The sequence below is a fragment of the Ralstonia soli genome (genome assembly GCF_023955655.1).
Lineage (GTDB): Bacteria > Pseudomonadota > Gammaproteobacteria > Burkholderiales > Burkholderiaceae > Ralstonia > Ralstonia soli.
This window is the reverse complement of the sequence record NZ_JAMXHT010000010.1, coordinates 72988-87299: the sequence shown is the minus strand read 5'-3', so window position 1 is coordinate 87299 and position 14312 is coordinate 72988. Positions and strand designations below refer to the sequence as shown.

Sequence of the window (14312 nt, the reverse complement as noted above, 5' to 3'; positions counted from 1 at the left end):
GCGCGCGATTGGCGCGGGCGGGAACAGTAGGAAGCGCCGCCAACGGCTCGCGCAAAGCGTTAAAAATCAAAAGTTTATCACGTGAGACCGGTCCCAGGCCGGATCAACGGCTCACCACAGCCAACGCCGGCACCACAACTGCCTTGACACGGATCAAGCGTACCAGGCAGTCGCTGCGCGACCATCGCGGCATTCCAACCTGCACCCTTCCCATCCCATGGTCACCACGCTCTACGAAACGCCCGGGCACGTGTGCCTGATGTTTTCCGACCTGGTCGACGATCACGACACCCTGCCGGTGCAGACCAACCAGTTCCTCATCGTCGATCACGGCCACGGCGCGCTGATCGACCCCGGTGGCCAGATGACGTACAACGCGCTCTTCCTGGCGATGTACCGGTACTTTCCGCCCAAGCAGCTCGACTACGTGCTCGCCTCGCATGCGGATCCGGACATTGTTGCCTCGGCCGGCAGATGGCTCACGAGTTCGAGCTGCGACATCCTGATCTCGCGCGTGTGGGAACGCTTTCTGCCGCACTTCTGCACGGTCGGCAAGACCGAGGGCCGCATCGTGCCGATCCCGGATTCCGGCATGGCGATCCCGCTGGGGCAATCGCATCTGCTGGCGGTGCCGGCGCATTTCCTGCACTCGGAAGGCAACTTCCAGTTCTACGACCCCGTGTCGCGCATCCTGTTCTCGGGTGATCTGGGGGCGTCGATGGTGCATGCCAACGTGGCCGCCAAACCGGTGGAAGACTTTGACGCGCATCTGCCGCTGATGGCGCCGTTCCATCGCCGCTACATGAGCGGAAATCGCGTGTGCAGGTTGTGGGCGCAGATGGTGCGCGGGCTGGATATCGAATGGATCGTGCCCCAGCATGGCCAAGCTTTCCGGGGCAAGGCCATGGTCAACCGGTTCATCGATTGGGTGGAAACACTCGACTGCGGTATCGACCTGATGACGCCGGACATCTTCCGGCTGCCGGCGCTGCCGAACACGCCAGCAGGCGCAACGCTCAGGACGCGGGTTTAGCGGCCGGGCTCGGCGCTGCGGGCAGGATGATCTTCATCATGGCGCTCGACAGCTCGTGCGCCAGCACACCGGCATCGATGCGCGAGGGGTCGTGCCACGTGTACATGAAGCCCATGACGCCGCCCATCGAGTGCGCCGCGACGCGCGCATCGCCAAAGTCGAACACGCCGGCACGCTTGCCTTCATCAAGCAAGGCATAGAGATCGCGGTAATAGCCACGCGACATGCCGTGCAGCCATTCCACCGTTTCCGGGCGCAGGTATTGCCGGTCGCGGTAGGTGAGTGCCGCGGCGTAGTGGCAGTCGATGCAGCGGCGCGCCATCTCCAGCAGGCAGGCCTGCAGGCGCTCACGCACGGGCAGCGCCGGATCGGCCGTCTCGCGGATGGCCGACAGGCAGATCTGCGCAGCCTCGCGGCACAGGATGTCGAAAATCTCGTACTTGTCGGTGAAGTAGTAGTACACCGCCGGCTTGGTCACACCGAGCGCGTTGCACAGGTCGCTCATCGTCATGCCGGCATAGCCCTTGGTGAAAAAGAGCTGCGCAGCGGTGTCGAGAATCTGCCGGCGGCGCGCCTCCTGCCGCTCGGCGATGTGCGGGCGCGTGGGCGGCGATGTGACGCCGGGGGCTTCAGGCGCCTCGGTTTCAGCAGGCAATTGCACGTCGGAAGCAGCAGTTTTGCGGACGATGGACATGGTGCGCATTCTCGCATGCCGCCTTGCAATGCGCCGTCGCGTCTGCGCATCTGGGCGGCAACACGCCACTGAAATGCTTGACGCATCAAGCGGCGCTTCCTATATTCATACCCATTAGTATAAAAAACTACCATCAAGTATAGACAGCGCGGCGCCGCTTTGCGCACGCACTGCACAACCCAACGGAGACAAGCTTTGGCGATGGACGAGTCCGAGTACCTCGGCCGCGTTCGCGCGCTCTGGGCGCGCGCATGGCCGGTCGATACCCCCCGCGAGCCCCACTACCCGATCGGGCGCGCCCCCCTCACCGACTACCTGCGCCACTGGGCGCGCACCACGCCGGACAAGCCCGCCATCCACTTCTACGGCCACGACACGACGTTCGCGCAACTGGATGATCTGTCCGACCGCTTTGCTGCCCTGCTCGCGCAGCACGGCATCGGCGCGGGTGACCGGGTGGCGGTGTTCCTGTCGAACTGTCCGCAGTTCAATGCGGTGTTCTTCGGCATCCTCAAGCTGGGTGCGGTGTATGTGCCGATCAGCCCGCTGTCGCAGCGCGCGGAGTTGATGCATGCGCTCACCGACGCCACCCCACGCGCGATCGTCACGCTCGACCGCCTGATGCCGCTGGTGCGTGACGTGCGGGCCGAGACCTCGCTTGAGCACATCTTCGTCACGCGTTATGCGGATGTCGTGCCCGCGCAGCCGACGCTGCCGCTTCCGGCGATGCTCACCGAGCCGCCGGTGGCCTGCGACGATGCGATCGATCTGCTGCCCGCATTGGCACAGACCACGCCGATCCCCCTGCCACCCGCGTCGCTCGACGCTGTGGCCGCGCTCAATTACACCGGCGGCACGACCGGCCTGCCCAAGGGCTGCATCCACACGCAGGGCGACATGGTGGACATGGCGGCCGCGTTCTCTGCCGTGTCGCTGCGCGCCGATGCCGACACCGTCATGCTCAGCTTCTATCCGCAGTTCTGGATTGCGGGCGAAAACACCGGGCTGATCTTTCCCGCGTTCCTCGGTGTGCCGCTGGTGCTGCTCGCACGCTGGGATGCGGAAGCCTTCATGGCCGGCGTGCAGCGCTATCGCGTGACCAACGGCTCGATGCTGGTCGACAGCGCGGCCGAGGTGATGGCGCATCCGCGCGTGCACGAATACAACCTGCGCACGCTGCGGCACACGGGCGTGTCGTCGTTCGTGAAGAAGCTGAACCCCGAGTACCGCCACGCCTGGCGAGAGCTGACCGGCTCGATGATGGCCGAGAGCGCGTGGGGCATGACGGAAACGCAGACGTGCAACAGCTTCACCGTCGGCATGCAGGACGACGATTTCGACCTGCGTTCGCAGCCGATCTTCGTGGGCCTGCCGGTGCCGGGCACCGATTTCAAGATCTGCGATTTCGACACGCACACACTGCTGCCGATCGGCGCCGAAGGCGAACTGTGCGTACGCACGCCAACGCTACTCAAGGGCTACTGGAACAAGCCCGAAGCCACCGCACAAACGCTGCGCGACGGCTGGTTCCACACCGGCGACATCGGCTGCATCGACGAGCACGGCTACGTGCACTACCTCGGCCGCCGCAAGGAGATGCTCAAGGTCAACGGCATGAGCGTATTCCCGGCCGAGATCGAGGCCATGCTCGGCAAGCACCCGGCCGTGCTCGGCTCGGCCGTGGTCGGGCGTGCGGATGAACAACGCGGCCAGCTTCCCGTCGCGTTCGTGATGCTGCGCCCGGAGGCCGTCGGCACGCTGGACGACGCCACGCTCACCGGCTGGTGCCGCGAGAACATGGCCGTCTACAAGGTGCCCATCGTGCGCATCGTCGACGCGCTGCCGCTCACGGCCACCGGCAAGGTGCGCAAGCAGGATCTCGCACCGCTCGCAGAACAGCTCTAACCCACCACGCTTCCATGACGTTTCGCAAACTGCTGATCGCCAATCGCGGCGAGATCGCCATTCGCATTGCCCGCGCGGCAGCGACGGTCGGGTTGCCCTCCGTCGCCATCTACTCCGAGGACGATCGCGACGCTCTTCACCCGCTGCGCGCCGATGAAGCGGTGCCCCTGCCCGGCACCGGCCCGCGCGCGTATCTCGACGGTGAGGCCATCCTCGCTGCCGCAAGCGCGGTAAGTGCTGACGCCATCCACCCCGGCTACGGCTTCCTGAGTGAGAACGCCGCGTTCGCACGCGCCTGCGCACAGGCTGGCGTGCAGTTCATCGGGCCCGCGCCGCGTGTGCTCGATCTCTTTGGCGACAAAGCCCGCGCTCGTGCGCTTGCGCACGAGGCGGGCATTCCGATCGTCAACGGCACGCGCGGCGCGACATCGCTGGAAGAGGCGCAAGCGTTCTTCGCGGCGCTGCCGCCCTCGCACGGCATGATGATCAAAGCCGTGGCCGGTGGCGGCGGACGCGGCATGCGCGCCGTGCACGATGCGCAGGCGATTGCCGAGGCCTATGCGCGTTGCGTGTCCGAAGCCACCGCAGCATTCGGCAGCGGCGACGTGTATGTCGAAGCGCTGGTGCCCACGCCACGCCATATCGAAATCCAGATCGTGGCCGATGCACATGGCAACGTCTCGCACCTGGGCGAGCGCGAATGCAGCCTGCAGCGTCGTCACCAGAAGCTGATCGAGATCGCGCCCAGTCCCGCGTTGAACGACGCGCTGCGTGCGCGCATTGCTGATGCGGCGGTGACACTCGCCAAAGCGGCGAGCTACTGCGGCATCGGCACGTTCGAGTTCCTCGTGGAAGGCGCCGGCACGCCAAACGCCTCGTTCTACTTCATGGAGGCCAACCCGCGCGTGCAGGTCGAGCACACCGTCACGGAGATGGTGACAGGCGTCGATCTGGTGGTGACGCAACTGGCACTGGCACAAGGGGCGTCGCTGGCAGAACTGGGGCTCGCACAGCCGATGGACGCGCGCGGCCATGCCGTGCAAGTGCGCATCAATGCGGAAACGCTCGATGCGTCGGGCCAGCCGCATCCGTCCACCGGCACGCTCACCGCGTTTGAGCCGCCCAACGGCCCCGGCGTGCGCGTCGACACCTGCGGCTATGCGGGCTACCGCCCCAACCCTCGCTTTGACTCTCTGCTGGCCAAGCTGATCGTGCACGCACCGCGCGGCACCTACGCGCAAACCCTGGCACAGACGTATCGCGCACTGTGCGAATTCCGCATCGAAGGACTGGCGACCAACAAGCGCCTGCTGCAAGACTTGCTCAGCGATGCGGAGGTGCAGGCCAACGCCGTGCACACGCAGTTTCTCGATCAGCGTCTGGCCGAGCTGGTGAGCGCCAGCGACGGCGCGCATCGTGCACTCCACGCGTCAGCGGCCGCCGCGCCCGGTAGCGAGCCTGCGCCGGGCGAATCACTCATCGACGAACTGCCGGATGATGCCGAACTGCTGACCGCCCCGATGGACGGCGCGCTGATCCAGCTCAACACCCAACCCGGCGACACCGTGACGCGCGGGCAAGTGCTGGCCGTGATCGAAGCGATGAAGATGGAGCACGTGGTGCTCGCGCCGGCATCCGGGCAGGTGCTACAGGTGTGCGCGCAGCCCGGCGCCACCGTACGCGAAGGCCAACCGTTGGTGGCGCTGCTCCTGAGCGATGCCGAACACCACACCGATGCCGCCGACGCCGAGATTGACCTCGACCACATCCGCCCCGACCTGCAAGCCGTCATCGATCGCCACGCGTTTGGCCTCGACGCAAACCGCCCCGATGCCGTCGCGCGCCGCCGCAAGACCGGCCAGCGCACCGCGCGCGAAAACATCGATCACCTGTGCGATGCAGGCTCGTTCATCGAATACGGTGCACTGGCCATCGCCGCGCAACGGCAACGGCGCGCGCTCGACGACCTGATCCGCTCGACGCCCGCCGACGGCATCATCACCGGCATCGGCACCGTCAACGGCGCGCACTTCCCCGATCAGGACGCACGCTGCATGGTGCTCGCCTACGACTACACCGTGCTGGCCGGCACGCAGGGCACTTTCAACCACAAGAAGACCGACCGCGCGCTGGAACTCGCGCAGCAATGGAAGCTGCCCGTCGTGCTGTTTGCCGAGGGCGGCGGCGGCCGGCCGGGCGATACCGAGAAGCGCGGCGTCAGCGGGCTGGACTGCCCGACCTTCATCCACTTCGCGCGGCTGTCGGGGCTGGTGCCGACCGTCGGCATCGTGTCGGGCCGCTGCTTTGCCGGCAATGCCGCACTACTGGGCTGTGCCGACGTCATCATCGCCACGCGCGACGCGACCATCGGCATGGGCGGCCCGGCCATGATCGAAGGCGGCGGTCTTGGCGTGTATGCCCCCGAAGAAGTGGGCCCGGTCAACGTGCAGGCGCCCAATGGCGTGATCGACGTGCTGGTCGAAGACGAGGCCGAAGCCGTGGACGCGGCGCGCCGTTACCTCAGCTACTTCCAGGGCCCCCTCACCCACTGGGAAGCCGGCGACGCGCGTCACCTGCGCCACGTGATCCCCGAGAACCGCATGCGCAGCTACGACATGCGCGCCGTGATCGAAGCGCTGGCCGATACCGGCTCGGTGCTGGAGCTGCGGCAGGCGTTTGGCATCGGCATCATCACCGCGCTCCTTCGCATCGAGGGCCGCGCGTTCGGCTGCATCGCCAACAACCCGCGCCACCTGGGCGGTGCGATCGATTCGGCCGCGGCCGACAAGGCGTCGCGCTTCATGCAGCTGTGCAACGCGTTCGACCTTCCCATTGTCTCGCTGTGCGATACGCCGGGCTTCATGGTCGGCCCGGAGGCAGAGAAGACCGCCACTGTGCGCCACGTCAGCCGCATGTTCGTGACGGCAGGCAACCTGCGCGTGCCCTTCTTTACCGTCGTGCTGCGCAAGGGCTACGGCCTGGGGGCGATGGCAATGGCGGCCGGCGGCTTCCATGCGCCGTTCTTCACGGCGTCGTGGCCGAGCGGCGAATTCGGCGGCATGGGCATCGAAGGCGCCATCCGCCTCGGGTATCGCAAGGAGCTGGAAGCGGTGGAAGACCCTGCCGAGCGCGAAGCACTGTTCCGCAAGATGGTCGATGCGGCTTACGAGGAAGGTCGCGCACTCAACATCGCCAGCTATCTGGAGATCGACGCCGTGATCGACCCGGCCGATACGCGCCGCTGGCTGTTGCGCGGGCTGCAATCGGCACCGCCCGCCCCGCCCCGCCACACGCGCGATCCCGCTACGCGTCGCTTCATCGATACCTGGTAGCCAAAACAACACACGGAGGAGACATGCACACATCGACCCGCTTTGCCCGTCCATTGTCCGCACTGGCCTGCGCGGCCACGTTGCTCTGTGCCCCGCTCGCACACGCGGCAGACCCCGCACCGATCAAGGTGGCGTTCATCGACCAGCTAAGCGGACCGCTATCGAATGTGGGCGAACAGTTTCTGGCCAACCTGAAGCTCGGCATCGACGATGCCAACGCCCAGCCGCAAGGCGTGCTGAACGGCGCCCGCTACGAGTTGACGACCTACGACAACAAGCTGTCGGCGCAAGACAGCCTGTCGGCATTGCAAAGCGCCATCGATGCGGGCGCCAAGATCGTCTTCACCGGCGGGTCGGGCTCCTCCGTGGTGGCGGCCATGGTGGATGCAGCCACCAAGCACAACGAGCGCAACCCGGACAAGCGCGTGCTGATCATCAACTACGCCTCGATCGACCCCGACCTGACCGGCGCGCACTGCAGCTTCTGGCACTTCGCCACCGAGGCCAACACGGCGATGAAGATGCGTGCGCTGGCCAACTTCGTGAAGACGCAGCCCGACATCCGCAAGGTCTACTCGCTCAATCAGGACTACGCGCACGGCCGGCTGTGGGCGTCAGTGGGCAAGCAGATGATTTCTGCGGCGCGGCCCGACGTGCAGTTCACCGGAGAGACGCTGCACCCGATCGGCAAGGTGAAGGACTTCGCGCCTTACGTCTCCAAGGCCAAGGCGAGCGGCGCGGATACGCTGCTCACCGGCAACTGGGGGCAGGATCTGAACCTGCTCATCAAGGCGGCCGGCGACATGGGCTACGACGTGCGCTACCTCAACCACAGCGGTGCGGGCGCGCCAGGCACGGTGCTGGCCGTGTCGCAGGCCAAACTCGGCAAGGTGACGTGGGTGTCGGAATGGACGCCCGGCAACGGCAACGCCCAGCTGATGCAGATGGATGCGCGCGTACGCCAGACACCGGCCGGTGAGCACTTCGCGCCGCGCACCGTGCTCTCCGTCGAGCTCGTGACGGACGCCATCCGCAAAGCCAACTCCACCGACCCGCTCAAGATTGCGCTGGCGCTGGAGGGCATGCAGAAGCAGAGCTTCCTGGGCGAGGTGACGATGCGCAAGGTCGATCACCAGTTGCTGCTGCCGCAGGTGGTATCGACCATTGCACCGGTCGACGGCAAGACCGTCAAGGTCGGCTATGACGGCACCCAATGGGGCCACAAGACCGAGAGCACGACGGCTGCCAAAGATCTCGATCTGCCGACCGCCTGCAAGATGAAGCGGCCGGCAGGCGCCTAACGGGTCAATCTGAGCTCAGTCAGCGCGGTCGGTACGCAGGGGGCCGTACTCGATGGGCACCCACGCGAAGGCCTTGCCGTCGCGGCGTACGTGGCCGAGGCCAGGGAACGGCAGGTGCGCACCGGCCACCCAGAGCTTGTCTTGCGCCGCTTCGGCAAACAGCTTGCGGCGCGAGGCAACTGCCTGCTTCTGGTTCACGTCGTACTCGAACGCCACCTCGGGGTGCTGGAACTGCACCGCATGGCTGTGCACGATGTCACCCCACACCAGCAGGCTCTTCCCCTTGGAGGCAAACAGGTAGCCGCTGTGCCCCGGCGTGTGGCCGTTGGCCACCACCGAACGTACGCCCGGTACCACCTCATCGCCCGGCTTGAACTGCTTGAGCTTGCCAGCCGCTGCGTAGGGCGCCACGGAATCGCGCGCCATCTTGAAGAACGGCTGCATGTCTGCCGGCTTTGAAGCCGCGATGGTTTCGCTCAGCCAGAAGTCCGCTTCCGGCGCGGCCACATACACCTGCGCATTCGGGAAGGCCGGCTGCCCCTGCGGCGTCAGCAGGCCGCAGGCGTGGTCCGGGTGCAGATGGGTCAGCAATACGGCGTCGATCTGCTCGGGCTGGTAGCCCGACGCGCGCACGTTGCCGGCCAGGCCGCCCATGGTCGGGCCGAAGCACGTGCCCGAACCCGTATCGACCAGGATCCGCTGACTGCCCGTGTCGACGAGGAAGCCGTTCACCGCCGTCTGCATGCCCGGCGTGTTCGACACGAACATCCGCGCCAGCAGACTCTGCACCGATTTCGCATCGAGGCCGAGCAACGTCTTGGCGGGCAGATCGGTATAGCCGTCGTACAGCGCGGTCACCACGTTGCCGCCCAGCGCCATGCGGTAGTAGCCGGGCACCTGGGCGCGTTGCTGCGTGGATGCAGCCGCCACAGTCTGGGCATGGACGGCGCCGGCGGCGCCAAACAAAGTCGCGACCAGCATGGCCGCACGTGCGATGTGTTTGGGGGTGGCAAGCGTAGTGAACAACCGCATGTCTTGGCTCCTTGGAAAACGCGCCGCATCTCTCGCTGCAACGGCGCAAGCCACGGATCATGCCACTTCCCGAGCACATGCGTTGTCGCCAATGGCGACAGGGGTATTGCCGAGAGAAACGAGATTGCGATTGCCCCGAAGCACCCCGCCGTATCGATACCGTTAGCGGAGCACGCAATAAAGGGGGAAGAAGATGGTGGGCCCCCCGGGAGTCGAACCCGGCACCAACGGATTATGAGTCCGCTGCTCTAACCAAGCATGAGCTAGAGGCCCAAAGAACGGCGCTCGAACGAGTCACCGGCAAAAAAGAAGCCCGGCGGGTTAGGCCGGGCCTCGTGCGAGATTTTAACCGAAAGTGGGCGCGGGCCCACTCGGAAAATCCTGCTTTTAGCTCCCTTCCAGGAAGCTCTTGAGCTTGTCCGAACGGCTCGGGTGGCGCAGCTTGCGCAGTGCCTTCGCTTCGATCTGGCGGATACGCTCGCGGGTCACGTCGAACTGCTTGCCAACTTCTTCCAGCGTGTGATCGGTGCTCATTTCGATACCGAAACGCATGCGCAGCACCTTGGCTTCGCGCGGCGTCAGCGAATCGAGCACGTCCTTCACCACACCGCGCATGGAGCCATGCAGCGCCGCTTCTGCCGGGGCCAGCGTGTTCGTATCCTCGATGAAGTCACCCAGATGAGAGTCGTCGTCGTCACCGATCGGCGTTTCCATGGAGATCGGCTCCTTGGCGATCTTCATGATCTTGCGGATCTTGTCTTCCGGCATCTCCATCTTCTCCGCCAGCGTTGCCGGATCCGGCTCGTTGCCGGTTTCCTGCAGGATCTGACGCGAGATGCGGTTCATCTTGTTGATCGTCTCGATCATGTGCACCGGAATCCGGATGGTGCGTGCCTGGTCGGCGATCGAACGCGTGATGGCCTGACGGATCCACCACGTGGCGTACGTCGAGAACTTGTAGCCGCGACGGTATTCGAACTTGTCCACCGCCTTCATCAGGCCGATGTTGCCCTCCTGGATCAGGTCGAGGAACTGCAGACCGCGGTTCGTGTACTTCTTGGCAATCGAGATCACCAGACGCAGGTTGGCCTCGGTCATCTCGCGCTTGGCCTCACGGGCGCGGCGCTCGCCTTCCGACATCTTGCGGTTGACGTCCTTCAGCTCGGTCAGCGGCAGCACCACGCGTGCCTGCAGGTCGATCAGCTTCTGCTGAAGTTCGTGCACGGCCGGCACGTTACGCTCCACGATGGCGCTGTACGGCTTGCCGTCGGCCACCACGGTGTCGATCCACTTGAGGTTGGTCTCGTTGCCCGGGAAGCGCGACACGAAGTCGCCGCGCGGCATGCCGCACTTGTCGACCACGATGTTCAGGATGGCACGCTCCAGCTTGCGCACTTCGTCCACCTGGCCACGCAGCGTGTCGCACAGGCGCTCGACGTTGCGTGCGGTGAAGCGGATCGTCATCAGCTCGGCCTGGATGGCTTCCTGTGCCTTCACGTAAGGCTTGGACTTGTAGCCTTCCTTCTCGAACGCGCGGCGCATCTTGTCGAACTGCTCGCCGATCACGCCGAACTTGACCAGCGCAGCCTGCTTGAGCTCTTCGAGTTGACGGGCCGAAGCTGCGGCAGCGCCGGCACCTTCATCGTCCTCGTCTTCCTCTTCGTCGCCTTCCTCTTCGGCTTCTTCTTCCTCGAATTCCTCTTCTTCCTCGGCTGCAGCGGCAGCATCGGCTTCAGCGTTCGGGTCGATCAGGCCGTCGATGTACTCGTCGATCTTGGCTTCGTCGTTGGCGACGCGCTCGCCCATGGCGAGGATTTCCGAAATGGTGACCGGGCAGGCCGAAATGGCCATGACCATGTCCTTCAGGCCGGCTTCGATGCGCTTGGCGATGACGATTTCGCCTTCGCGCGTCAGCAGCTCGACCGTGCCCATTTCGCGCATGTACATACGCACCGGGTCGGTCGTGCGGCCGAATTCGGAGTCAACGGTCGACAGCGCGGCTTCGGCTTCTTCTTCCGCCTCTTCTTCCGTGGTCACGGAAGGCGCGTTGTCGTTCAGGAGCAGCGTTTCGGCGTCCGGAGCCTGCTCGTACACGGCAACGCCGATGTCGTTAAGCGTGGCGACCAACGTTTCCAGCGACTCCACGTCGACCATGTCGTCGGGGAGGTGGTCGTTGATTTCGGCGTAGGTTAGGTAGCCGCGCGATTTGCCCAGCTTGATCAGCGCCTTGAGCTTCTGGCGGCGCGCCTCGAGCTCTTCTTCCGAACCGCCTTGCTGCGAGGCCGCGAACTCCTTCAGCAGGGCCTTTTCCTTGGCCTTGCGGTCACGGGCCTTCAGCTTTTCGGTCTTCGGTGCCGGAGCGGCGGGGGTGTCAAATTCTTCAGTCACGTCCGTGCTGCTGTCGTCTGCCTGCGTTTCTGCCTTGGGCTTGCGGCCGCGCTTCTTGGGCTCGGCCGCTGCCGCGGCGTGGGCCGCAGGAGGAGTTGTAGGGGTGGCCGCTGCCTGGGCGGTGCGCTTGGTGTCTTCCGCGGTTGCCTTGGTTGGCTTTGCGGAGCTGGTACGAGCGGTACCCGTCTTGGTTGCGCTTGCGCTGGCAGTGGTCTGCTTGCTCTCGACTTCGGTAACTTTCGATTTCGCCACGGTGGTTGTCTTGCCTTTGAGTGCGACGGAAGCGGCTGTGCCGCCAGGTCTGGCGCTCGTGCTCATCGACGTCGAGACCTTGCCTGAGGTTGAAGATTGAATCGTGTCCTTTGTGCGCGCTGCCGGCTTGGCCGGCGTGGCAGCGACGGTGACCTCGGCGGACTGGCGCGGCTGGGCTTTCCCCGTCTTTGCCGGTGCAGTGGCCTTGATTCCTGTCGATCCTGCCTGCCCCATATGGCTCCGACCATTCGCGACTTTCGCCGTTCCCGCTGTGGTCTTTCCTCCTCCCGAGCCGCGCGCCGATGAGATTCGCGTGGCAGAAACAGAAGCAGGACTGGCCTTGGAACCGGCCTTCGCGGAGGTCTTCACCTTCACCATGGGCACGCTCACTCCCCCAAAAATGGGAAAAAGGACTTGCAATCCAAACCGGCTATTCTAGCACGCCAGACCCAGCCGGTCTAAACGAAAATCGGGTTTTCGCCTGAAAAATCAAGGGGCTAACCGCAATTACCCGCCCCGCTTGATGCTGTGTGCTGCGGCGCAAGCGCTACACCAGTTGCCGACGGCGACTGATTTCGCCGACCAGCCAGCGCATGCGTTCCTTGTCATCGTTGCTGGCGTGACCAGCTTCCATCTTGCGCTGCAGCATCTCCAGCTCCCGCTTGAGCGGCTCGGCGAGCATCTTTTGCACGGCGGTATCGAATTCGGATGTGGCCGGCTCCAGCTCGATATCGTCCTGAAGCACGGCGGTACGCAACCCCGCGAAGGCTTCGGCATACGGCGTCTGGCCCAAGCGCTCGACAAAGGCGCCGAAGTGCACTTCAGGGCCCACAGCATCGCATTCGGCCAGCAGCCCCGCCAATACCTCACCTTGGGGCAATTGGGGCGCAGTCAACTGCGCGCGCGCGTCGGCATCGAGCCGGGCGGCCAGCGCGGGATAGCGCATCAGCAGGCGGAGCACCTTTTGCTCCAGCGCTGTCGGTGCGGTGCGCGCCACACGCGGGCGCTTCTGTGTCATGCGGCCGGCCTGGGCGGGGTCGCTGCGCAGGCCGCACAGCGCTTCGATGTCGGCGGGCGTGGTGCCGGTCATGTCGGCCAGCCCCCGCACGATCTGCAGGCGCAGGCCACCGGCGGGCATGGCGGTCAGCAGCGGCTTGGCTTCGTATTGAGCGCGGGCGCGGCCTTCGGGCTGGCGCAGGTCGAGATCTTCGGACACGGCCTGCAGCAGGAAGCGCGACAGCGGCATCGCGTTGTGCACTTCGCGGGCGAAGGCTTCGGTGCCCTCTTCCCGGACGAAGCTGTCCGGATCGTGCTCAGACGGCAGGAACAGGAACTTGATCGTCTTGTTGTCGGTGGCGTGCGGCAGACAGGCTTCCAGCGCGCGGCGTGCGGCGCGACGCCCGGCGGAATCCCCGTCGAACGAAAAGATGACGGTATCGACCTGCCGCAGCAGCTTCTGCACGTGGACCGGCGTGCAGGCTGTGCCCAGCGTGGCGACGGCGTTGGCAAACCCGAGCTGGGCCAGCGCGACGACGTCCATGTAGCCTTCCACGACCAGCACGTAGTCGAATTCGCGGATGGCGGTGCGCGCCTCGAACAGGCCGTACAACTCGGTGCCCTTGCTGAACAGCGGCGTCTCGGGGGAGTTGAGGTATTTGGGCTCGCCCTGCCCCAGCACCCGGCCGCCGAAGCCAATCACCACCCCCTTGGTATTGCGGATGGGGAACATGATGCGATCGCGGAAGCGGTCGTAGCGGCGGTGCGAGCCGTCGGCGCCGGTCTTTTCGCTTTCGATGACGAGGCCAGCTTCGATGAGCGGCCCGGCGGTGGTGTCCTCGCGATACGGACCGAATACGGTCTCGAGCGATTGCCAGTCGTCGGGCGCATAGCCGAGGCCGAAGTGCGCGGCGATCTCGCCGGTCAGGCCGCGGCCCTTCAGGTACTGGATGGCATTGGGGGCACTGCGCAGCTGCTTGCGATAGTGCTCGCAGGCGCGGGCCATGACGTCGCCAAGTGCGACGGTCTTGGCTTGCTGCTCGGCACGGGCGGCGGGCGGCAAGCTGCCGCGCTCCTCCGGCACCACCATGCCGACGGACTGCGCGAGGTCTTTGATGGCCTCGACATACGACAGCCCGGAAAACTCCATCAGGAAGCCGATGGCCGAGCCGTGCGCGCCACAGCCAAAGCAGTGATAGAACTGCTTGGTGGGCGACACCGAGAACGACGGCGACTTCTCGTTATGGAACGGGCACAGCCCCATGAAGTTGGCGCCGCCCTTCTTCAACTGCACGTAGCGGCCCACCACGTCGACGATGTCGACGCGGTTGAGCAGGTCGTCAATGAACGGCTGCGGGATCACGCGGGGTGTGCCCCTT

Annotated in this window: 8 protein-coding genes and 1 tRNA gene; 4 read left to right on the top strand and 5 right to left on the bottom strand. The window is 65.3% G+C overall.

The window, feature by feature from the left end:
- Window positions 1–217 precede the first annotated feature (217 nt).
- Window positions 218–1033, top strand: a complete 816-nt coding sequence (locus NG900_RS24080) for an oxygen-binding di-iron domain-containing protein (RefSeq protein ID WP_252684510.1) — start codon at window positions 218–220, stop codon at window positions 1031–1033.
- Here the strand turns inward: NG900_RS24080 and NG900_RS24075 are convergent.
- Complete coding sequence (locus NG900_RS24075) at window positions 1017–1727, bottom strand: TetR/AcrR family transcriptional regulator (RefSeq protein WP_252684508.1); 711 nt, start codon at window positions 1725–1727, stop codon at window positions 1017–1019. The two genes, NG900_RS24080 and NG900_RS24075, sit on opposite strands and share 17 nt — an antisense overlap.
- A 201-nt stretch (window positions 1728–1928) precedes the next feature.
- Here NG900_RS24075 and NG900_RS24070 point away from each other — a divergent pair, with 201 nt between their 5' ends.
- Genes NG900_RS24070 through NG900_RS24060 form a run of 3 tightly spaced genes read left to right on the top strand, consistent with a single transcriptional unit; the run spans window position 1929 to window position 8265 of the window.
- Complete coding sequence (locus NG900_RS24070; protein WP_252684506.1) at window positions 1929–3632, top strand: AMP-binding protein; 1704 nt, start codon at window positions 1929–1931, stop codon at window positions 3630–3632.
- A 14-nt stretch (window positions 3633–3646) separates the two neighbouring features.
- Window positions 3647–6964: an acetyl-CoA carboxylase family protein gene (locus tag NG900_RS24065; protein WP_252684503.1), complete on the top strand. Its 3318-nt coding sequence runs from the start codon at window positions 3647–3649 to the stop codon at window positions 6962–6964.
- A gap of 23 nt (window positions 6965–6987) precedes the next feature.
- Window positions 6988–8265: a branched-chain amino acid ABC transporter substrate-binding protein gene (locus NG900_RS24060; RefSeq protein WP_252684501.1), complete on the top strand. Its 1278-nt coding sequence runs from the start codon at window positions 6988–6990 to the stop codon at window positions 8263–8265.
- A gap of 15 nt (window positions 8266–8280) precedes the next feature.
- On the opposite strand, the gene NG900_RS24055 is transcribed toward NG900_RS24060, so the two are convergent.
- The 4 genes from NG900_RS24055 to dnaG form a co-directional block, all read right to left on the bottom strand.
- Window positions 8281–9297, bottom strand: a complete 1017-nt coding sequence (locus tag NG900_RS24055; RefSeq protein WP_252684499.1) for an MBL fold metallo-hydrolase — start codon at window positions 9295–9297, stop codon at window positions 8281–8283.
- A 194-nt stretch (window positions 9298–9491) separates the two neighbouring features.
- Window positions 9492–9570: transfer RNA gene (locus tag NG900_RS24050), tRNA-Ile, on the bottom strand.
- 114 nt (window positions 9571–9684) lie between these two features.
- A complete protein-coding gene (gene rpoD, locus NG900_RS24045; protein ID WP_252684497.1) occupies window positions 9685–12171 on the bottom strand; it encodes an RNA polymerase sigma factor RpoD in 2487 nt (828 codons plus the stop codon).
- A 313-nt stretch (window positions 12172–12484) separates the two neighbouring features.
- Entirely contained in the window at window positions 12485–14296 is a 1812-nt protein-coding gene (dnaG, locus tag NG900_RS24040) for a DNA primase (RefSeq protein WP_252684495.1), read from the bottom strand.
- Between the last annotated feature and the right edge of the window lie 16 nt (window positions 14297–14312).